The sequence below is a fragment of the Bacillus sp. L_1B0_5 genome (assembly GCF_000836715.1).
Lineage (GTDB): Bacteria > Bacillota > Bacilli > Bacillales > Bacillaceae_G > Bacillus_A > Bacillus_A thuringiensis_S.
In genome coordinates, this window is sequence record NZ_JXIS01000134.1 from 1 (window position 1) to 22,149 (window position 22,149).

A 22,149-nucleotide genomic window follows, 5' to 3' on the forward strand; every position below is an offset into this window, starting at 1 on the left:
ACGAAGTGAAAGTGGGGGTAGTTCAATGAATAATAGATGTTACAGCTGTAGTAGTGAGCAATTGAGTATTAAAAGTGCTTGTGGATGCTAGGAATAATGGTTTGATATCGAATAACCGTTCCAGAATATAGAGTTGCAAATGATCCTCCTGTGTTCCAAGTGGTAGCTGTTTGTAAATAGCCTTTGAATTGCTCTAAAGAATTTTAAATTTTTTCGGATACTTCCTTAAGACTAGTAATGTGCTTAAGGTTATTTTGCATATGAGCTTTTAATTTTTTAATACTTTTGATTCAGGATTAATATTTTATTATATATACATTAGGAATTTATAGTTTTATAAGAACAATGAATGATTTGTATATGTTTAAATGAAATAGTTAACAGCATATTTACATTTTATTAACTATTGGATAATGGAGAAAGTGTAGTAAGAATGAGATGATAAAGATGCCAAAAGGCAATGTAAAAAAGGAGGTGTTAATATGAAAGAGTCAAAACAAGTTGCTCCAGAAGGAAAATCTCAAGTTTAATTATTAAAAAAGGTAAGGACATTTAGATACTATCTAAATGTCCTTATTAATATTTAAAGTAATTTTATAATAATATATGAAATTATACATAACAAGAAGTCAATATATTTTTTAATGAAGTCTTCTCATTAATTTTATGTTTCTATTTAGATTTTATAATTTTGCAAGAAGAATGAATTAGTATATGTTTAAAAGAAATGAAACAGTTAACAGAAAATTCACTTTTTTGTAACTGTTAGATAATGGAGAAAGTGTAGTAAGAATGAGATGATAAAGATGCCAAAAGGCAATATAAAAAGAGGAGGTGTTAATATGAAAGAGTCAAAACAAGTTGCTCCAGCAGGGAAAACTCAAGTTTAATTATTAAAAAAGGTAAGGACATTTAGATACTATCTAAATGTCCTTATTACTTTAAAAGATTAGTTTATAAATATTTATTATTTTAAAAGTTATTCCTCTCATTCCCCTATTAACTCTCATAATTTGGTGCGATATCATAAAAAAATAATAGTGAAACCAAAATACATAAACTATACTAATATTTCATGTAATATATTTCCATTTACTTTGTGTGAGGGTTTATTGATATTTTTGTTAATAATAGATTACCTATAACTAATTTATTGTGTAATCAAAATGAAATATATCCTTTCTTAAGATAAAACCAAACGTTTAAAAATTAGAAAATTTAGTTAATAACGAAAAAATAACCTTCCATTTATGTTTTTAATTTAATTAAGTTTGTATGCTTTTTATAAGAAAAAATAATATGGGGTAGGAAAATATGAAGAAAAATAGAGTCTCACAATCTGTATTAGGTTTAATAGGTGAAACACCTTTAATATTATTAGAATCGTTTTCTAATAAAGGTGTAAATGTCTTTGCAAAGCTAGAGGGATTTAATCCAGGTGGGAGTATGAAAGATCGCCCAGCAATGAATATGATTCAAAACGCTGAAGAAAAGGGATTATTAAAGCCTGGAGGACGTATTATTGAATCGAGTTCAGGGAATTTAGCTATATCCTTATCTATGATTGGAGCACTTAAAGGATATAAGATTCATTGTGTTGTTGATCCTAGGACAAGTGAGACAAACTTAAAAATTATGAAAGCTTATGGTGCAACAATTGAAATGGTAACTTCCCCAGATCCAGAAGGTGGATATCAAAAAAGTAGAATTAAAAGAGTACAAGAATTACTAAGTTTATATGAGGGATCTTTTTGGCCAAATCAATATGATAATGAGAAAAATCCTGAATCTCATTATAAGGGAACCGCTTATGAAATTTATAATGTCTTACAAGGAAATATTGATTATCTTGTAATACCAGTAAGTTCAGCAGGTTTACTTACTGGGTGTGGAGCGTTTTTTAAAGAACATATTCCTAATGTGAAAATTATTGCTGTAGATGCAAAAGGTTCTACAATTTTTGGAGGTGAACCTTCACCTAGAAAGATGACGGGGATAGGAGGAAATATTACTCCACCAAATCTAAAGATAGAATTAGTAGATGAGGTAACTTATGTGGGAGATTTAGAAGGTATTAACATGTGTCAAGAGTTGATGGCTAATGAGAGTCTATTAGTTGGTCCATCATCTGGAGCTGCTTTATTTGTGGCAAATAAAATAAAACAAAAAAATGAAGGTAGTAAAAATATCGTTGTGATTTTTCCGGATAATGGGGATAGATATTTAGATGGTCTTTTAGAAACGTTATCATCCAAAAAACATAAAAAGATTAGTGCTAGAGATTTAATACAGGTATGAGAAGGGGAAAGAAAATGACTTATGTTAAAAATGTATTTGAATTATGTGGAAATACGCCTGTTGTGAAATTAAATAATCTTTCCAGCTACCATAATGTGTATCTAAAACTAGAAAGCTTTAATCCTGGAAAAAGTATTAAAGATAGACCTGTACTTGAAATGCTAAATGAAGCAGAAAGGGTAGGAAAGTTAAAATCCGGAATGACAGTAGTTGAATCCACTTCAGGTAATACAGGCATAGCATTGGCTTTATATGCTAAAAAGAAAGGGTATCGTGTTATTTGTGTAGCTGATGAAAATATCCCTAAAGAGAAGTTAAATTTATTGAAGGCATATGGTGCGGAAGTTCGAATGATTGAGGGATCTATGGAAGTTAAAAATGCAGATTTGACTGAGTATAGAATTCAATATATTCAAGATTTAATTAAAAGGAATGATAATTATATAAATCTAAGCCAATATGATAATGAAATGAACCCATATGCTCACCAACGTTCCACAGCACAAGAAATTCTAAAGCAAATAGATGAAACTACTAAGGCTATAGTTATAAGTGTTGGTACTGGAGGAACAATAACTGGAATTTCTAGAGAAATAAAGAAGAGAAAACCCGATATTTTAATATATGGGGTGGAACCTGAAGGATCTACTTTGTTCGGTGGAGAAAGAGCACCTTATTTGCAACAAGGCCCTGGTAATTATTTTAAACCTAAAATTTTTGACCCTACACATGTTGATAGTTATGAAAAAGTAAGTGATTATAATGCTTTTAAAACAGCAAGAAATTTAGCTAAGAAAGAAGGGTTGTTGTTAGGGGGATCCTCAGGTGCTGTAGTGTATGCTGCTATGAAATTAGGTAACTATTTTAAGGATTCTGGAAGTGTCATGGCCGTTTGTCCTGATAATGGTACTAAGTATCTAGATACTATTTTCAATGAACAATGGCTAGCGAAGCATAACCTACTCTAACAAGGAAGTGGATTTTATGGTAATGACTGAGAAAGAAGTGAATGATTATCAATTAGTAAAAGAAATTTGTGAGAAAGACATAACAGATATAAGAAAACTTATACAAGATGTAAAGAAAAAAGGATATGAGATTTTGCAAATTGAGAGTTTATATTTTTTATTTCCAATTAGCATTCAAAAGAATAGGTATATGCTAATAAAAGAAAAAGGAATCGAAATTAGTGGAAGTATTATTTCTTTATACAAAAATAAAGTTTATAAGGTAGATGCTGCTTACATTTTTCATGAAATTGAGCTAAATGATTACACTATCTTAATGGTAGATATTGATTTAAAAAAACAACGGGCCCATCATACCTTGAAATTTACAAAAGAGTTAATAGTGTATCAGAATCTTAACTATTTACTTTTGCCAATTTTCCAGTTGCTATCACTAAAAAAAGTTCTGAAAAATTGTATTGAGTACTCCCGTAATAGAACTACATTTGGAGTACCTATTCATAAGCATCAAATGGTTGCGCAAATTTTAGCAGAGGGTTTTACAGAATATAGCCTAAATAAACTATACTTGATTGATTTAATTGAAAAGTTAAACAAGGAATTAGTTAATTTGAAGGACTATATCGAATACATTAAATTAATTATGGAAAGTCAACAAAAGATGTTAGATCAGATAATACCAGTAACTGGAGCTCATGGCTTGTTAGCAGAGTCCGAAGTCAATAAAGATTTTTTGGAAATTCACATAACTGGATCTGTTTTTCGGTATGTAAATTATATTTTTGATTAAAGGTGTTAGATATATGAATAGAATAAAAACTTTATTACAAGAACAAATAAATCAAGGTAATGGAATAAGTATCGCGAATGATGAAGCAACGTATTCTCCCTCCAGGGTATTAGATGAAATAAACGTTATTAGTAAAAATTTTAAGTATGTACAAACAGGTGAAAAGATTGGTCTAGTTATAGATCATTCTATGGAGTCACTTTTTATATTATTAACAATAATAAACCAAGAGTGTTGTGTTATCCCAATGGATATTCAGTCACAAGAATTTGAAATAGAAAGAGTTAGCAAAATCGCCAGTGTTGATATATGGATATTACCTGATAATCATAGTTATAAATTAACTTCGAGTTTTTCGACATATACCTATACATATGTTTATCAAAATACAATTCAACCTAATAATTATAAAAAAGTAAATTTAGGTTACATATATATGCTAACTTCTGGAACTAAAGGTATGAGTAAAATTGCAAAAATCCCTTATCAAAGTCTATGGGATGGTGCTACTGCCTATCAAAAATGGTTTGAAATACAGGGGGCCGATACAATTCTTTCAACAGTTCCATTGACTCATTCTTACGGATTAATTGGTGCTTGTTTAGGGGCTTTTTACAGTGGAGCAACATTATATTTGTGTAAAAATCCTACTCCAAGAAGGGTTGTTAGTATTATTAAGAAGTTACAACCGACAATATTGTTTGGGGTACCAGTCCTGTATTCTTTACTAAACCAAGCAAATAAGATCAAAAAAGAAGATTTAGCTTCCTTACGTTTGTTGATATCGTCTGGAGGTCCTCTTAATAATGATGTTCAGGAGACCTTTTATAAGAAGTATGAACTTTCTATTCAACAAGTCTATGGTAGTACTGAAACTGGTATGATTGCAGCGACACATCCAAATAAAAAATCTAATCCGAAGTCTGTAGGGTATCTTTTGCCCCATGTGCGAGCTGAACAGGATGATAAAGGTCATATAGTAATTAAAAGTAAAACAATGTTTGGAGGTTATTTAACAGAGTTAGGAGAACAAAACCCGATAGTTAATAACACGTATGCAATTGCCGATTATGGAAAGATAGAAAATAATGAGGTGTTTTTACTTGGAAGATCACCGAGTTTTATAAATGTTGCTGGAAGAAAAGTAAATCCAGCTGAAATTGAAAATCTTCTGATGCAGCATCCGAGTGTAAAAGAAATTAGAGTTATTGGTCAACGAGATGAGTTATATGGAGAGAAAATTATTGCATATGTTAAAAGTTCAGGGGATGAATTTGATGAATTTGCTTTAAAAGAATATTTAATAAATAGTTTAGCATTTTATAAGTTACCACATGAAATAAAGAACGTAGAAGAAATCCCTAAGGGTTGGAAAGAAACTTATGTAAAGGAGTAGAGTACCAATGATTTTTGTAGAAGATAAAGAATTAACGGAAGTATGTATAGTAGGCCTGGGGTATGTTGGAATTACCTTAGCGGGTGCTTTTCTTGCAAAAGGACAAAAAGTTTTTGGTGTCGAGGTTAAGCAAGAAGTTAGAGATAGTTTAAAAGATGGGTCGATACATTTATTTGAACCCGGTGTTGAAGAAGTAATTCAAAAAGAATGCAATGATAAGTTAATAGTTAGTGAAGAAATTCCTAATAATTTGAAGAATGTAATTATATGTGTAGGAACGCCTTATTCGAAAGAACATGAAATGCCTTATTTAGAATACCTTATTTCTGCGGTAAAAGCTGTAAGGGATAAAATGACATCTGAAACCTTAATTGTAATCCGGAGTACTTTGCCTGTAGGTGTAACTAGAGAAGTTGTAATTCCTATCCTACAAAATAGTATTGATAATCCTAAAGTGGTTTTTGCACCAGAACGAACGATTCAAGGTAAGGCATTGGAAGAGTTATTAAGTTTGCCACAAGTTATAGGAACTGATAATGATAAACATTTTGAAGAAGCTAAAATTCTTTTTGAAAAATTAGGGGTGGAAATAGTAAGGGTAGATTCTTTTGAAACTGCAGAAATGCTAAAGCTTATGTGTAATGCACATACTGATACTTTGTATAGTTTCGGGAATGAAATGGCAAAGGTATCGGAAGGGTATAATGTTGATATCCATGAGATGGTACAAGCTGCTAATCATAATTATCCAAGGCCTAATATTGCAGTACCTGGTTATGTTGGGGGATCTTGTTTAACAAAAGATCCATATCACTTAATATATTCGGCGAGACAAAAAGGATATTTCCCCAAATTAATTAAAACTGCAAGAGAAAATAATGAACTTTTGGTGGGGGAAATTATAGAAAAGATTTCAGGAATTTTAAAGAAAAAAAATATTGAATGGAATAAAACAAAAGTTTTTGTTTCTGGATTGGCCTATAAAGGGAGACCAGAGACTGATGATTTAAGAGGAAGTGCAATCTGGGAAGTGCTAAAACTAATAGAAGTAAAAAAAGTTGCGGATATTTTCCTTCATGATTTTGTAATTGAAGAAGCTAAAATTCAAAAGGAATTTGATAAACAAGTAGTAAGTTTTAAAGAGGGGTTTGAAAGTAGTAATATCATAATCATTTTAAATAACCACCCTAAATATAAAAATGAATTTGACGATAATCAGTTTGAAATTAATAAAGATGCGATTATCTTTGATGTTTGGGGTATTTTAAAAGATAAATTTAAAAATGAAAGTGAAAAAAAATATGAATATTTAGGGGTTGGTTTTCATGGCTAATATCTTAGTAACTGGTGGAGCAGGATTTATAGGATTTCATTTAGTAAAGCATTTATTAAAAATAAAACACAATGTTACAGTTATTGACAACTTTTTTAGAATTAAAGAGGATGAGGAGTTTAAAAAATACGAATCTAGTTTCCGCTTTATTCAAGGTGATTTAACTAAACCGTTGGTGAATGTGTTAGATAATCAATCTTTTGATTATGTATTTCATTTAGCTGCTATTAATGGTGTAAAATATGCGAATGAGATTCCAGAAACGGTATTAAGGACTAATATTTTAAGTACTATTAATATACTAGATTGGTGTGCTGAGAATCCACCTAAATCATTTGTATTTGCCTCATCAAGTGAAACTTATAATGGCTCTAAAGAGTGTTTTGAAATGCCGATCCCTACACCTGAAAACGTACCTGTAGCAATTAAAGATGTTTCTTTACCAAGAAATTCTTACGCATGTTCAAAGATGACAGGAGAGTTGTTAACGATACACTACGCAAATAAATATAATTTTATAGGAAAAGTAGTTAGATATCACAATATATACGGACCAAGAATGGGGAAAGATCATGTAATCCCGGCTCTAATTGATAGAATTTTAAATAAGGAAAATCCATTTAATTTATATGGTTCAGAACAGACACGGGCATTTTGTTATATTACAGATGCAATTGAGGCAACATATAATGTTGCGTTATTAGAAGATAAAGAGGATTACATTGTTCATATTGGTAACTCAGATGAAGAAATTGATATTAAATCACTTTGCAATAAAATTTTTGAAGTTGCTAGGTATGAAGCTGAGATCAAAGAGTTATCAGCACCTCCTGGCTCACCTTCTCGAAGATGCCCTAGTATTGAAAAACTTAAAACGTTAACGGGTTATAAACCTAAAGTGTTTTTAGAGGAAGGTTTATATGAGACTTATACATGGTATAAAGAAGAATATGAAAAAAGTTTTAATACTCTTCAGAAGTAGCCATCCATTATTATCTGGTGCTGATAATATGGCTATCTATACAGCAAAAAATTTAGCTAGATTTTCTGAATTTGAGATTACTTTGGTACAAAAAAGCGATGTGTATTCTGAAAAATATGTATATGATGATCAAATGGTAAAAAGAATTTTTATTCCAACAAATTCTTTTTCTAAAGATTACTTATCTTTGTTTAATGAATTGCAACCCAATATAGTTCATTTAATAGATCTAGTTGATGAAGAATTTTGTGATATGGCTTTAGCTCTAGCAGAGGATTTCCCTTTAATTCTGACTCCTGCAACAGATATTAGCATGTGGGGGAATGAAAAAAAGGCAATTGATTTATGTTATCTAGCTCAAAAAATTATAACCTTAACTAGTCACGAAGAAGACCTAATTGTTGAGAAATTAGGAGGGGATTATTCAAAACGAATCACTAGGGTACCACAAGCCCCTATATTAAGTGATAGTAAAGGCTTTAATTTTAGAGATAGATACAATATCAAGGAAGAGGATCCTATAATTTTGTTTTTAGGTAGAAAATTAAAGTCAAAAGGTTATCATATTCTGTTAGAGTCTAGTAAACTTGTGAAAAGTAAATATCCAAATAGTAAGTTTGTATTTATCGGTCCACATCAGTTAGATTCGCGGGATATATTTGCGGACTATATTAATGATGAAGCAATTATTGATTTAGAACAGGTTTCTGAAGTGGAAAAATTATCTGCGTTGAGGGCTTGTAATTTACTTTGCTTACCTTCAACTGTAGACGTTTTCCCATTAACTTTTTTAGAAGCATGGGCATGTAAAAAACCTATAATTTCAGCTTCTTTTCCAGGGGTAGACCAGATTATTCAACATAGGTTAAATGGATTAATTACTGAAGCAACAGTTTGTGGTATTTCTGAAAATATAGAATTTTTATTAGGGCATGAGAAAACCGCTAGAAAGTATGGGGAAAATGGCTATGAGAAAGTAATTAATCATTATTCATGGGAAAAAGTAGCAGATAATATGGCTTCAATTTATAAAGAAGTAATTAAAAAGGAGGGAACAATTCTATGAGAGCAGTAATTATGGCTGGTGGGAAAGGAATGCGATTAAGACCTTATACAAAAGTTATTCCAAAACCTCTTATTCCTTTAAATGAAATTCCAATTCTTGAAATTATTTTGAGACAACTTCAATATCAAGGTTTTACTCATGTTACTTTAACTTTAAATTATAAAGCACGCTTAATTCAAAGTTATTTTGGAGATGGAAAATGGCTAGGTCTATCATTGGACTACACAGTAGAAGAGAAAGAGTTGAGTACAATCGGTCCATTATCTTTAATTAATAACTTAAATGAACCATTTTTATTAATGAATGCAGATATTCTTACCGATATTGATTTTAGTAAGTTTTATAAAGATCATCTTAAATCTAAAGCTGTTGGAACTGTTATGTTATACCAATACGGTTTAAATGTAGATTTTGGAGTGATCGAGAGGAATAGCGAGGGAGACATTGTTAAGTATATAGAAAAACCGTCGCAAAATATGTTGATCTCTTCGGGGATATACATGTTAAATCCAGAATCACTCAACTGTATTAGGAAAGGTGAAAAACTAGGAGCACCCGAGTTTCTACAAAGGTTAATCCATTCCAATAAAAGAGTAAAATCTAATATTCATGAAGGTATTTGGATGGACATTGGGACCAAAAAAGGATTAGATGAGGCAGAAGAATTTTTTAAAAAAAATAGGGGAATGATTCTAAAGTCAGAGAGTGAAAATTTAATTGAAAAAGAGCGAGTGATATAAGTTATGGAGTGGAAAATCTCACTATATGATTTAACAATTGGAAAAGAAGAATTACTTGCTGTACAGAGGGTAATGCAGTCTAAATGGATTTCTATGGGAGAAAAAACAAAAGAGTTTGAACAAGTGTTTGCTGAAAAGTTGGGAGCCAACTTACCTGGTATAGCGATGAATAGTGGTACAGCTGCATTACATACAGCGATGAAAATACTAGATATTGGACCAGGAGATGAAGTGCTAGTTCCTTCAATGACATTCGTTGCTTCTGCCAATGCGGTTAAAATGGTTGGTGCAACCCCAATTTTTGTGGATTCAGTTAGTGAACTAGACTTTAATATGAATGTAGAATCAATTGAAAAAAATATTACAAGTAAAACGAAAGCAATTATTGTTGTTCACTATGGTGGTTATAGTGCTGATATGATAAATATTTTAGCAATTGCTAAAAATAAAGGGCTAAAGGTTGTTGAAGATGTTGCACATGGACCATTTATTAAAACGAAACAAGGGTTTTTAGGAACGATTGGAGATATTGGATGCTATAGTTTTTTCTCTACTAAAAATATTACAACAGGTGAAGGTGGTATGCTTGTAACTTCTAATCCGGATTTACATGAAAGGGCGCGTTTATTTAGATCACATTCTATGAGTATTAGTTCTTGGGATAAATATAAGGGGCGTCCTACTACATATGATGTGAGCGAAGTAGGAATGAACTATCGAACTACAGATATTGCTTCTGCAATTGGTATTGAGCAAGTTAAAAAATATAATTCTAATCAAAGCAAGCGAGAATATCTAGTTCAATTATATCGGGAAAATCTTAGTCAAATTCCAAGCTTATTAGTACCTTTTGAATCTAGCTGTATTTCTGAGAGCAGTCATCATATTTTTCCGATTATATTGCCAAAAGAAGCTAATAGAAATAATATTATTAATTTTTTGAAGGAAGAAGGAATACAAACAAGCGTACATTATCCAGCGTGCCATCTATTTACTTTGTTTAGGAAAGAACAAGGGACCAAAATAGGGCTCTGTCCAGTGGCAGAAGATATAGCGAATAAAGAGCTCACATTACCTCTTCATCCTCAGATGATTCAGGATGATGTTCATTTAGTATGTGAATTGTTAGAGGAAGCTTTAAAAGAGGAGGTATAAAAGGCGTGTATTTCGGATTTAATTATCATCCTTCTAGTGTTGGTTGTCATTATTGGACTAATTGGAATGAGAATGAAATTAAAGAAGATTTATTACTTATGTCAAAGGAAGGATACAATGTAGTAAGGTTTTTCTTATTCTGGAAAGATTTTGAGCCAGAGGAAGGAAGATATAACAAGCTTATAGTAGAAAGATTACATCGATTTATGCAATTAGCTAATGAAGTAAACTTATATTGTATTCCATCAATTTTAACAATCTGGATGAATGGACAATTATTTAAATTACCTTGGACAGAATCTACGGATTTGTGGAAGGATGCTAATTTAAAAAAAAGAGCGGAAAATTTTTTGGAGTTTATAGGATTAGAATTAAGGAAGTATAAAAATATATTATATTATGACATCGGCGATGAAATTATATATATAAATAAAGAAACTTCACTTTCTATAGGGGAGACGGAAGCAAAACAGTGGTTAAAAGAAATGAAAATAGCCTTAAATAAGGGAGATGAATCCGGGAAAATAATGTTGGGAACTGATCATTTATCTATTGTTGGAAATAATGCTTTTCATGTTTCTAATATCGAAAACCAACTAGATATACTGGCGGTGCACGGTTTCCCATTATGGACAGAATTTAATATTGAATCTAATGATTCATGGAAGTCATCGTTATATGTTTCATTTTTAGTAGCAATAGCTTCTGCTTATGGAAAGTGTATTGTTGATGAGTTTGGCTTATATGGATGTTCAGATGACATAAGATCTGATTATTTATTAACTAGTGGATTAAGTAGTATTTTACATGGTGCCATTGGGCTTATCTCCTGGTGTTGGAAAGATTTTGAGAGTACAGAAAAACCATATGATTTAAGACCAGGAGAAAGATTCGTTGGTTTTTATAATTTATTAGGAGAACCAAAGACAAGTGTTAATAGTTTAAAAGAATGCATGAAAGTCTCTAGAGAAATAAAAAGTAGAAATAAAGTTACAAAAAAAGTAGGGGTATTTATAACTGAAAACTCTGAAGGGTTTAATTGTTCTGAATTGAAGTTCACTAAGAAATCTATTGCTAGTTTTTATGCATTTTTACTTTTAAAAAAAGCACATATCCCTGTAGAATTTTGCAAAGATAACTTATCACAATACAAAGCAATTATTGTACCTTCTAATAATCAGTTAACAGAAAGAGATTTAGAGGAACTGAAACGATTTGTTAAGTATGGTGGCATATTAATCTACTCACCTGGGGACTATTTGTATGGACATGGTATAGGTGATTTATTTGGTATCGAATTATGTGATTTTTCGTTAGATAGAGATGCTTTTAGTCACTTTAATTATATGGGATGTTCTTATTCAATAGATTGGGGAGATGATGTATGTAATCAAATTCCTGTAATTAAAGAAACAACAGCAGATGTTTTAACTAGATTTACCAAGTCTAATACACCTGCAATTACCCGTAACATGTATGAAAAAGGAAAGGTATATTATATTAATTTCCCTATGGAATTTTTATTAAATAGACCTTATTCCATGGATTCAGAAGAGTTTTATAAAATATATAAGGCGATTCTTCATGAAGAAGGAATTGTGCCTCCAATAGAATTCTCAAATCCATTTGTTGCTGTCCACTATTTATATTATGAGGATTATCAAGAATGTTTATTAATTAACCATACACCGAAAGAACAAAATGGCCAACTAATAAAAAATGAGAAATCTATTGAAATTCAATTGAATCCTAAGTCTGTAAAGCGGTTCAAGATATTTCTCAGTGAGGGGAGTATAAATGAAAGCTGCAGTTCTGAATAGTAAAAAAAATATTTCGATTGAAGAGAAAACTAGTCCGAAGCTACTACATCCTAGGGATGTAATTATTAAAGTAACATTGACATCTATTTGTGGTACTGATATGCATCCATATCGTGGTCAATTAAAGGATTTCACATACGGTAGTATTATGGGGCACGAGTTTACAGGGATTATAGAAGAAATAGGAAGTGACGTGAAAGATTATTGCATCGGCGATAGAGTAGTTGTTTCTGATATTATCGCTTGTGGTGAATGCTGGTATTGTAAGAAAGAACTACATTATCACTGTGAAAATGCCTCGTTATTTGGCTATGGTGAAGTGGTAGGAGAATATTTTCCAGGTGGACAAGCTGAAAGAGTAAGGGTGCCATTTGCAGATCAAGTATTAATAAAAATTCCCGATAAATTATCAGATGAGAAAGCGATATTTGTAGGTGATATTTTGTCTACTGGATATGCTTGTGCCATAGAGGCAAATATTAAAGAAGGAGATTGTGTGCTAGTGATTGGCGGAGGGCCAGTAGGTTTGATGGCAGTATTGAGTGCTCAATTATTTAGACCTTCAAAGATTTTTGTTGTTGAACCTAATGTAGATAGACATGAAATTGCAAAAATAATTGGTGCACATCCAATCACACCACAACAAATGTCAATAGTAATTGACTATACAGAAAAAAGAGGTGTGGATGTTGTATTAGAAGCAGTAGGTACGGACAGTGCTTTACAAACAGCATTTGATATAATTCGTTCTAAAGGAAATGTAGTGTGTGTAGGTGCACATCATTCTAAACAAATGCCATTTAATACCGAAAACGCTTTTGCAAAGGAGTTATCTTTAAAGTTTATAGTTGGAAATCCTTTGAAATATGGAGCGATCTTATTAGAAAAAATCAAGGGTGGAGATTTAGATCCAAGTATAATTATTTCTCATCGATTGGAATTTAAAGATATTGAAAAAGCATATGAAATGTTTGATAGTCAAAAGGCTTTAAAAATTGTATTAAATTTAGAGAAAGTGGAGTGACATTGTGAAAAGAGAGGGAATATTTCAAAAAATAAAATCTATTTTTAAAGAAAATGAAATTGATACAGAGAATTTACAGTTAAGCCATCAACTGGGTTCTGGATTATTAAGAATAGATTCTGTTAAATTTATGAAATTGATGGTTGATTTAGAAAATGAATTTGATATTGAACTTGATTATAGAGATACTTTTGGTCAGGATAATACTCTTGAAGAGCTAATTGATTATATAGAAGAAAAATATGCAAGTTAAAGTGAAAGATTTTAAACAACAAAAATTTATAGCGGTGGTATTAGGGGCTGGAAAATCTTCTAGGATGGGACAGCCTAAACAATTATTAAAGATAAATCAAGAAATCTTACTTGAACATGTAGTACGAAGAGTATTAGAGCTAAATTTTTATCGTGTGATTGTAGTCTTAGGTCATTTTAAAGATGAAATTGAGAGTGAACTCTCAACAGAAATATTAAAAAAAATTCATATTGTACACAATAAGAACTATGAGGAGGGTATTTCTACATCTATAAAGGTGGGACTACATTTTTGTACAAAGGATATTCCTATTTTTATATTTGTAGGTGATCAGCCTCTCATTTGTTCCAAAACAATTATTTATATGAAAAATCATTATCATAAGATTAAATTTGATATTGGGCGTGTCTTTTATAATGGAATCCCTGCCCATCCCGTTTTGCTGGGACAAAAAGCGATAAGTAAAATAGATCAGTTACAAGGGGATAAAGGGTTTAGCTCATTAATAAAAAGTAAAAAATTAGATGTTCAAAATTACCATATAAATGAATGCATACCATTAATCGACATCGATCGCCCAGAGGATTACTTGTTATATATTAATTCTATTGAAGGAGCACAGTTGTGAGTGGAAAGCTACCTACTAAAATAGTAATAAACGAAGAAAGAGTTGAAAGAGAGGTTTCACCTACTCAAAGATTGGTAGATTTTTTAAGAGAAGATTTAAAACTAACAGGTACTCATATAGGATGTGACTGTGTCTCGTGTGGTGCTTGTACAGTATTAATAGATGGTGAGCCGATAAAATCGTGTGCTGTATTAACAGCTCAATGTCATGAGAAATCTGTAACAACAGTTGAAGGCATTGGTGAGAAGGATAATTTAAGTATTTTACAACAGGAGTTTCGAAAACAATATGCTTTACAATGCGGTTATTGCACCCCTGGATTTTTAATGATTGGAACTTATATTATACAAAATTACAAAAATTTAACAGATGCGAAGATTGCAGAATTGTTAAGAGGTAACTATTGTCGTTGTACAGGATATACACCTATCATTAATGCAATTAAACATAGTTTAAGTAAGGGGTCTAATTTATGGAAATAGTAAAGAGGTTATTAAATGAGGAAATGAATAACCAAGTTAGTGTGTTAGCTACAATTACAGGTACTAAAGGATCTACGTATAGAAAATCAGGGGCAAAAATGGTGGTTAATAGCTCAGGGGAAGTATTTGGTCAATTAAGTGGGGGGTGTATAGAAGTTGATTTAATTGAGCGATCATTAGCTTTAATAGAAAACAAGCATAAAATTGATATGACCAGTTATTTAAATCTTACACAACCAGATCCCATTTTGGGGTTTGATAAAGGGTGTAAAGGAGATATGCATGTATTGCTATTAAACATTAAAAGATTTTCCTCAGAAATACAGTACATTAATAATGCGCTGGATAGAAAAGAGAGGGTACTTTTGGGAACAATAATAGATAGTAAAACAATGCCCTCTTTAATTGGAGAGAGTTACGTTAAATATGAAAATAAAGAATTTAAAGTACTAAATGATTCACTTTCTCTTGATCCAATTCTTAAGGAGACTTTAAAGGAAAGTATGCTTAATACAGGTGTTTATCATGATAAGAATAATGAAATAACCACCTTTACTCAAGTCTTTTATCCAGCCAAAGACATTATTATAGTAGGTGCAGGTAATGATGTAATCCCAGTAGTGAAAATGGCGAGAAATTTATCGTATCAAATAACTTTAGCGGATTTTAGACCTAGTTTAATTCATAAGTTTACTGGGAAATGTGAAGAGATTAATATATTGCCACGAGATTTAGAAGAAGTTAAATCGTTTTTCCAAAGTAAAAGTCGTAATATCCCAATTATAATTATGAGTCATGACTTTGCTTTTGATAGTTTATGTTTGAAAAGTGCAATGGATTTAGAATTTAAATATATTGGAGTAATGGGACCAAGAACACGGTTGCATAATTTATTAAAGGAAACTAACTCTAGTGAAAAAGGAAAAATTCATTGTCCTATTGGTTTAGAAATTGGAGCTCAAACACCTGATGAAATAGCAATTAGTATTTTAAGTGAGATCATCAATTATTATTCAAGTTATGTCGGTAATTAAAATTAAGTAAATAAATAGATAAGGGGGATGAATATATTGAGAATTAAGGAACGAATTATAAATACATTAGTAGATGCATCGGAAGGTGCTCTAGATAGGGAGACAATTGTACAAGTAAATGATGACATTCATGCTTTGTCGCTTAACTCATTAACGATTATTAGATGGTTAGTAAATATGGAAGATGAATTTGATGTTGAATTTGATATGGAAAAGGTAGTTTTGCAAGATAAATTAATTGATTCTTTCGAAAAATTAACAAAATATATCCAAAATCATAACCAATAAGGAGGAAATACAATGATAGACCAAGGAGCTCGAGCTATTAATTTTGAATTACCGTCTTCAATGGGAAGGATTGTAAACCTACAGAATTATTTAGGTAAATATATTGTGTTGTTTTTTTATCCAAAAGATGGTACACCAGGATGTACTAAAGAGGTCTGTTCGTTTCGAGATAGTTTTGAGAAATTTTTAGAATTTGAGGATGTCGTTTTATTTGGAATTAGTGCAGATAGTTTAGAATCTCATAAGAATTTTATTGATAAGTATAATTTACCGTTTGAGCTTTTAAGTGATGAGAAGTTTGAAGTTGCAAAAAAATACGGTGTTTTTGAAGAAAAGACATTTTTAAAGAAAGTGATTAAATCTATTAATCGCACTACTTTTATTCTTAATAAAGAAGGAATTGTTCAAAAGGTATTTAGAGATGTTAATCCGAATCAGCATGCAGAAGAAATTCTGGCTGAGGTAACAAATTTAAAGAAAGCGAATGAAAAGAGGGGAGCTCTTGAGAAAAAATCCTTCTAGAAAAGAAGATCTTAGATTTATTACTGGACAAGGGAGATATGTAGGGGACATTGAAGTTCCAAATATGTATTACGTCATTTTTGTAAGAAGCACGGTTGCCCATGCAATCATAGAAAATATTGATTATGGAGATGCTAAAATCCCCGGAGTTATAGACATATTTACTTTTAAAGAGCTCCCCGATAATTTAGGGGAGGTACCGATGGTTTGGCCTGTTGATTCTCTTAAGAATCCGGGCCATCCTTTATTAGCGAAAGGTAAAGTTCGATATGTGGGAGAACCTGTTGTCATGATAATTTCAAAAAGTAGGGAAATAGGATTACATGCAGCAAATAAAATCCGTATAGAATATAAGGAATTAAAAAGCGTTACAAGTTTATCTCAAGTTATAAAGAAAAATAGTCCTCTTGTTCATCAGGAAATTGAGGGGAATATTGCATATGATATAAAGAAAACATTTGGAGATGAAGATATTCTTGAAAGTGCAGAATTTTCCTTTCGAAAGAGAATTATTATCCCTAGGGTGGGGCCGCTTCCCTTAGAGACAAGAGGGGTTGTAGTTCAATATGATGAACATACTGATAATTTAACGGTATGGAGTTCGACACAATTGCCGCATGTTTTACGCTTGTCATTATCTCTGGCCATAGGGCATCCTGAAAATCGTTTATTTATAAAATGCCCTGATGTAGGAGGGGCTTTTGGATCGAAGATGAATATTTATCGGGAAGAAATTCTCTTGGCTTATTATGCTAAAAAATTAAAGAAAAATTTAAAGTTTATTGAAACAAGAACAGAACACTTTTTTAATACTACCCAAGGAAGAGATCAAATTCACGATGTAGAAGTTTATTATAATTCTAATGGGAAAATCTTAGGTATAGATTTAGTTCTACATGCAAATATGGGAGCTTATTTGCACGCAGCTACAACAGGAATGCCGATATATACTTTGAAAATGTTATCCAATTGCTATGATATTCCTTATATCAATGTAAATGTAAAAGCATATTATACCAACCAAATAGCCATCGATGCGTATAGAGGGGCTGGAAGACCAGAGGCGATTTTTTTATTGGAAAGAATAATTGATATAGTATCACAAAAGTGTCATAAGAGTCCTATAGAAGTACGGAAAGAAAATTTTATTAGGGCTACTGATTTTCCCAAAAGGGTAATAACAGGACTGGAGTATGATAGTGGAGATTATCAAAAATCATTAGATAAAGTACTTAGGATTAGTGGGTATAATGAGTGGAAAAATGAACAAGAAAGGCGAAGGAAAAGGCGAGATATTTATCAGTTAGGCATTGGGATATCAAGTTATGTAGAGTTTTGCGGAACAGGTCCTTCTAAAGAAAATAAAGCTCTGGGGTTAATGACAAGTGGTTTTGAATCTGCAGTTGTAAGATTTCATCCTCTAGGTTCTGTAACCGTTATATCTGGTTCATGTCCAGCTGGTCAAGGACATGAAACTACTTGGGCACAAATTGCATCTCGTGAACTTGGAGTTAGCTTTGAAAATATTGAAGTTATTACTGGCGAAACTAGTAATGTCCCTTGGGGAGGGGGGACATATGGAAGTAGAAGTACCGCAGTTGGTGGGACAGCCATATATAATGCCTGTCAAAAAATTCTTCAAAAATCAAAAAGGTTCGTTTCTTTAATTTGGAATGTAGATATCTCCCAGGTGAACTTTAAAAACGGTGTTTTTTTTACAGATGAAGGAATCTCTATTGGGATCGAAGAAGTATCCCAAAAGTTATATGTAGCTCATGAATTACCTGAAGGTATGGAACCTGGTTTAGAGGCTACAGTGTTTTTTGAACCTTCAAATTTAACCTTTCCATTTGGAACACATCTATGCATCGTTGAAGTTAACACTATTACTGGTGAGCCTAAAATACTAGAGTATTTCACAGTGGATGATTGTGGCTATATTATTCATGAAGACATTGTGGAAGGGCAAATTAGAGGAGGGATTGCTCAAGGTATAGGACAAGCCCTTATGGAGGAAATTTGTAATGAGCAATCAAGTTCCGTGCCAATTTCTCAGTCGTTTCGAACTTATCAATTACCAAGAGCATTTGACATTCCGAAAATCATATTAGATAAAACAATTACACCATCACCTACAAATCCTTTAAAGGTTAAGGGGGTAGGAGAAGCTGGAGCTATTGGGAGTCCACCAGCAATTATAAATGCTATTGTAGACGCCTTATCGATTTTTGGTGTAGATCATATTGATATGCCTGCTACTTCAGATAAAATATGGTCAGCTATACAGGGGGGAGAGTTTGCTGACGTTTAGTGAAAGGCTAAATAGCGTATTAGGATAAAATACTATAATTAAATTGCTATGCTTATAAGTTAGTTTAGTCATTAAAAATACTTTTTGATTAACATAGGATTTCATTATCCTTATTAATGTGATTTATATATTGAATATTCATACTAACCTGATGAGTATAATTGGATTATCTACTGTTTTTATAAGGAGGAAAAATGGCTGTATATCTAGCTCCAAAAAGTATAAGAGAAGCGTTAACTCTACTGTCAAAAGAAAAAGAGAGGGTAACGATAATAAGTGGTGGACAGGTTGTTGTTAATAAGATAGCAAAAGGAGAGCTATATCCTGATCTTTTAGTGGATGTATCTAATATAAGAGAGTTAAAAAGTATTAAAGAAAATGAAAGTAGTATGTTCATAGGTGCTTGTGTGACACATACAGAAATAGTGAATAACAATAAAATAAAATTAAATATTCCTGCATTTTGTCAAGCAGCAATAACAATTGGAGATTTACAAGTGCGTAACAGGGCTACGATAGGTGGAACGATATGTGATGCTAATTTAGCAGGGGATTATTGGGGATTATGGTATCTAACTAATTGTAAAGTATGGATATGCTCTCAAGAAGGAATTAGAAAGGTACTAATAAGAAATTTAGTAAAAGGGCAGAATAAACTGTTTTTAAAATCTGAAGAATTTGTTTACGGTATTGAAATTCCAAAAATTCCAGAGAGTGCATACATTAAATTTTATTTAAGAAGTAGGCAAATGTTAGGTGTTACTATTGTTCATAATCAAGCTGCTATTACGGGCATCCAATCACAACCTATGTTAATAGATACTCTTAGAGAAAATATTTTTGATTTATTTGATGAAACTCTAATTTCTTCATATCAAAAATATAAGGTACACATAGCTAATTATTTAATTACCAAATATAAAAAGGGTGGTATTAAATGAAAATAGATTTATTTAAAAAATGGTTATGTCCATACAAAGAGTTAGTTAGAGAATTGGCTTTAGAAAGCGATAAACAAAATCAACCGGCCAATAGTTTCATTAATGATCCCATTTTTAAACCATTACAACTATTTAAAACCCCCCAAAAATATTGGGATGGAATTACATTAGAAGATGGTAGCACAATTTTTGGGACAACAGCACTAGAAAATGTATTATTTGTAGAAGAAATTGCTTATGGTGATCCAGGGTTATATTTATCTCTACCAGGTCCTAATCTTTCTGGGACCATTGTAGAGAAATTGGGAACCCAAAAGCAAAAGGATGACTTCTTTGGACAATTTATCAACAAAACAGCATGGTCAGCCTTCGCCTTAACAGAACCAACTGCAGGATCCGATATAGCAAGCATGACTATGCAGGCTGATATGAAAGACAATAATGAATATGTATTGAATGGGCAAAAAAGATATGTTGGTAATGGGGCTGTAGCAGATTATATGATTGTTTTTGCCAGAAAAAGAAAAAAGGCCGCCCTGAAGAATAACAACATTTTTTTAGAGGCTTTTCTTATAAATAAACAGAATCATAAGCATGGAATTAATCAATTAGTTGATCAAACATTGGGGTTAAAAGCTGCTCGTTTGGGGCACATCTATTTTGATAATTGCATAGTTGATGAAAAAGATATTTTAGGGCACGACAAAAAGCCATTGAATAGAGGAATAAGGGGTGCTATGGAAACTTTTCTTCATATGAGACCTGCTACCGCAGCCATTGCTATTGGATTGAGTAATGCAATAATTGATTATGTAAAAGAGTATATTACATTTGAGTACGATCATTTTATTCTAGACAGACTCCGTTGGGAGATTGACCGTGGAAGGATTTTAACATTACATGCAGCAAAACTTTCTGATGACGGTGTTTTTAACTCTTATTATTCATCGATGGCTAAACAATATATGAATCAAGTAGTTGTAAAAGTAGCCAGAGAGTGTGCAATTTTAATGGGCGATCGAGCTTTTGGAGAACATCCTTTAATTGAAAAGTGGCTGAGAGACGCTAGAATGATAGAGTTTATGGAGGGTTCTTCCAATATATTGAAGTTGGATATAAAAAATAAAGTTATGAACAGCAAGGTATAGAATATGGAGCCAATATATTTGTCACATATATCTAGCTACATCCCGAAAAAGAAAGTGAATGTTGAGAGTGTTGCAAAGATGATTCGCAACATAAATATTTCTTTTGAAGAGGAGGATGTAACAAGATTTAAAGAAGATTTAGGTTTTCAGTTTGTTCCAATAGAAGATAGTTTGAGTTTAGAAGAGATGCTTTATAATGCCTGCAAACCGACAGTTGAACAATTAAAGAAGAAAAATAAACCTATAGATTACATTGTATTTGTAAAAACCTCTCAAGTATTTTGGCACGAACAAAATGTTTTTAGGAGATTAATTCATGATTTTAATTTAATTGAAGCTCGTACATTTTCAGTTGGTCAGCAAAACTGTGCTTCAATTCATACCGCATTATTATTAATTAAGAATCTCATGAGTAGAAATACTAATATTAGAGGTGTATTGTTAGTTACTGGGGATAAAGCATTTCATCCGAGTTTACGTCGTATTCCTGACTCGTTATTAGGTGATAGTGCTGTTTGTTGTTATTTAAGTAAGGAGATGAAAAAAGGAAGCCATTGTATCCATGTTGTTCAAAATGATGTTGATGCTGTTACATATAATGGTGTTAATTCTACTACAGAGCAATTGGCTTGGTTTAACACTACGTATTATTTTGCTATTAGACAGTTAATAAGAAAAGTATTGAAAGAGGCACAGTTAGAGTTAGATCAGGTTAGTATTATAGTAGGGAGTAATGCAAATTATTTAACTTGGGTAAAGGTTTCTGAAGTACTAAATTGTTCAATAGATAAATTTTATATTTCTACAATTAGTGAAGTAGGTCATTTATACTGCGGGGATATTCTTTATAATATTGGTAATATGGACAAAGAAAAGATAATTAAAACAGGTGACTATTACTTAACCCTTACAGTAGGGTTAGGTGGTACATACGGATGTGCCTTGCACCAGTATGTATAAGGAGATTGTC

General features: G+C 31.8%; 21 protein-coding genes. All 21 read left to right on the forward strand.

The window, feature by feature from the left end:
• Nucleotides 1-1,314 precede the first annotated feature (1,314 nt).
• Entirely contained in the window at nucleotides 1,315-2,298 is a 984-nt protein-coding gene (sbnA, locus tag RT27_RS29275) for a 2,3-diaminopropionate biosynthesis protein SbnA (RefSeq protein WP_043938619.1), read from the forward strand.
• A gap of 14 nt (nucleotides 2,299-2,312) precedes the next feature.
• The gene (locus RT27_RS29280) at nucleotides 2,313-3,266 is read left to right on the forward strand and encodes a cysteine synthase family protein (RefSeq protein WP_000222853.1); all 954 of its coding nucleotides are present in this window, start codon (nucleotides 2,313-2,315) and stop codon (nucleotides 3,264-3,266) included.
• A 16-nt stretch (nucleotides 3,267-3,282) separates the two neighbouring features.
• Complete coding sequence (locus RT27_RS29285) at nucleotides 3,283-4,056, forward strand: acyl-CoA dehydrogenase family protein (RefSeq protein ID WP_043938621.1); 774 nt, start codon at nucleotides 3,283-3,285, stop codon at nucleotides 4,054-4,056.
• A 13-nt stretch (nucleotides 4,057-4,069) separates the two neighbouring features.
• Nucleotides 4,070-5,452, forward strand: a complete 1,383-nt coding sequence (locus tag RT27_RS29290; protein WP_043938622.1) for a fatty acid--CoA ligase family protein — start codon at nucleotides 4,070-4,072, stop codon at nucleotides 5,450-5,452.
• A 7-nt stretch (nucleotides 5,453-5,459) separates the two neighbouring features.
• Nucleotides 5,460-6,785: a nucleotide sugar dehydrogenase gene (locus tag RT27_RS29295; protein ID WP_052497734.1), complete on the forward strand. Its 1,326-nt coding sequence runs from the start codon at nucleotides 5,460-5,462 to the stop codon at nucleotides 6,783-6,785.
• On the forward strand, nucleotides 6,778-7,767 hold the full coding sequence (locus RT27_RS29300) for an NAD-dependent epimerase/dehydratase family protein (RefSeq protein WP_043938624.1): 990 nt from the start codon (nucleotides 6,778-6,780) through the stop codon (nucleotides 7,765-7,767). Before RT27_RS29295 ends, RT27_RS29300 begins: the two co-directional genes overlap by 8 nt.
• Nucleotides 7,706-8,833, forward strand: a complete 1,128-nt coding sequence (locus RT27_RS29305; protein ID WP_043938626.1) for a glycosyltransferase family 4 protein — start codon at nucleotides 7,706-7,708, stop codon at nucleotides 8,831-8,833. Before RT27_RS29300 ends, RT27_RS29305 begins: the two co-directional genes overlap by 62 nt.
• Nucleotides 8,830-9,573 (forward strand): sugar phosphate nucleotidyltransferase, encoded by a 744-nt coding sequence (locus RT27_RS29310; RefSeq protein WP_043938628.1) that lies wholly within the window; start codon nucleotides 8,830-8,832, stop codon nucleotides 9,571-9,573. The genes RT27_RS29305 and RT27_RS29310 overlap by 4 nt, the downstream gene beginning before the upstream one ends.
• A gap of 3 nt (nucleotides 9,574-9,576) precedes the next feature.
• Complete coding sequence (locus tag RT27_RS29315; RefSeq protein WP_000454878.1) at nucleotides 9,577-10,728, forward strand: DegT/DnrJ/EryC1/StrS family aminotransferase; 1,152 nt, start codon at nucleotides 9,577-9,579, stop codon at nucleotides 10,726-10,728.
• Nucleotides 10,729-10,733: 5 nt separating this feature from the next.
• Nucleotides 10,734-12,548, forward strand: coding sequence for a beta-galactosidase trimerization domain-containing protein (locus RT27_RS29320; RefSeq protein ID WP_043938629.1), 1,815 nt, complete (start codon nucleotides 10,734-10,736; stop codon nucleotides 12,546-12,548).
• Complete coding sequence (locus RT27_RS29325; protein ID WP_043938631.1) at nucleotides 12,526-13,572, forward strand: alcohol dehydrogenase catalytic domain-containing protein; 1,047 nt, start codon at nucleotides 12,526-12,528, stop codon at nucleotides 13,570-13,572. Before RT27_RS29320 ends, RT27_RS29325 begins: the two co-directional genes overlap by 23 nt.
• Nucleotides 13,573-13,576: 4 nt before the next feature.
• The gene (locus tag RT27_RS29330; RefSeq protein ID WP_052497735.1) at nucleotides 13,577-13,825 is read left to right on the forward strand and encodes an acyl carrier protein; all 249 of its coding nucleotides are present in this window, start codon (nucleotides 13,577-13,579) and stop codon (nucleotides 13,823-13,825) included.
• On the forward strand, nucleotides 13,815-14,453 hold the full coding sequence (locus tag RT27_RS32550; RefSeq protein ID WP_052497736.1) for a nucleotidyltransferase family protein: 639 nt from the start codon (nucleotides 13,815-13,817) through the stop codon (nucleotides 14,451-14,453). Before RT27_RS29330 ends, RT27_RS32550 begins: the two co-directional genes overlap by 11 nt.
• Nucleotides 14,450-14,935 (forward strand): (2Fe-2S)-binding protein, encoded by a 486-nt coding sequence (locus tag RT27_RS29340; protein ID WP_043938633.1) that lies wholly within the window; start codon nucleotides 14,450-14,452, stop codon nucleotides 14,933-14,935. The genes RT27_RS32550 and RT27_RS29340 overlap by 4 nt, the downstream gene beginning before the upstream one ends.
• Nucleotides 14,926-15,969, forward strand: a complete 1,044-nt coding sequence (locus RT27_RS29345; RefSeq protein ID WP_043938635.1) for an XdhC family protein — start codon at nucleotides 14,926-14,928, stop codon at nucleotides 15,967-15,969. The genes RT27_RS29340 and RT27_RS29345 overlap by 10 nt, the downstream gene beginning before the upstream one ends.
• Nucleotides 15,970-16,005: 36 nt before the next feature.
• A complete protein-coding gene (locus RT27_RS29350; RefSeq protein ID WP_001220492.1) occupies nucleotides 16,006-16,257 on the forward strand; it encodes a phosphopantetheine-binding protein in 252 nt (83 codons plus the stop codon).
• A gap of 12 nt (nucleotides 16,258-16,269) precedes the next feature.
• On the forward strand, nucleotides 16,270-16,779 hold the full coding sequence (locus tag RT27_RS29355) for a peroxiredoxin (RefSeq protein ID WP_043938636.1): 510 nt from the start codon (nucleotides 16,270-16,272) through the stop codon (nucleotides 16,777-16,779).
• The gene (locus tag RT27_RS29360; RefSeq protein ID WP_052497737.1) at nucleotides 16,760-19,090 is read left to right on the forward strand and encodes a xanthine dehydrogenase family protein molybdopterin-binding subunit; all 2,331 of its coding nucleotides are present in this window, start codon (nucleotides 16,760-16,762) and stop codon (nucleotides 19,088-19,090) included. Before RT27_RS29355 ends, RT27_RS29360 begins: the two co-directional genes overlap by 20 nt.
• A 194-nt stretch (nucleotides 19,091-19,284) precedes the next feature.
• Nucleotides 19,285-20,031: an FAD binding domain-containing protein gene (locus tag RT27_RS29365; protein ID WP_000312016.1), complete on the forward strand. Its 747-nt coding sequence runs from the start codon at nucleotides 19,285-19,287 to the stop codon at nucleotides 20,029-20,031.
• Nucleotides 20,028-21,179: an acyl-CoA dehydrogenase family protein gene (locus RT27_RS29370; RefSeq protein ID WP_043938640.1), complete on the forward strand. Its 1,152-nt coding sequence runs from the start codon at nucleotides 20,028-20,030 to the stop codon at nucleotides 21,177-21,179. Before RT27_RS29365 ends, RT27_RS29370 begins: the two co-directional genes overlap by 4 nt.
• 18 nt (nucleotides 21,180-21,197) lie before the next feature.
• A complete protein-coding gene (locus tag RT27_RS29375; RefSeq protein ID WP_000018340.1) occupies nucleotides 21,198-22,139 on the forward strand; it encodes a 3-oxoacyl-[acyl-carrier-protein] synthase III C-terminal domain-containing protein in 942 nt (313 codons plus the stop codon).
• Nucleotides 22,140-22,149: the final 10 nt, after the last annotated feature.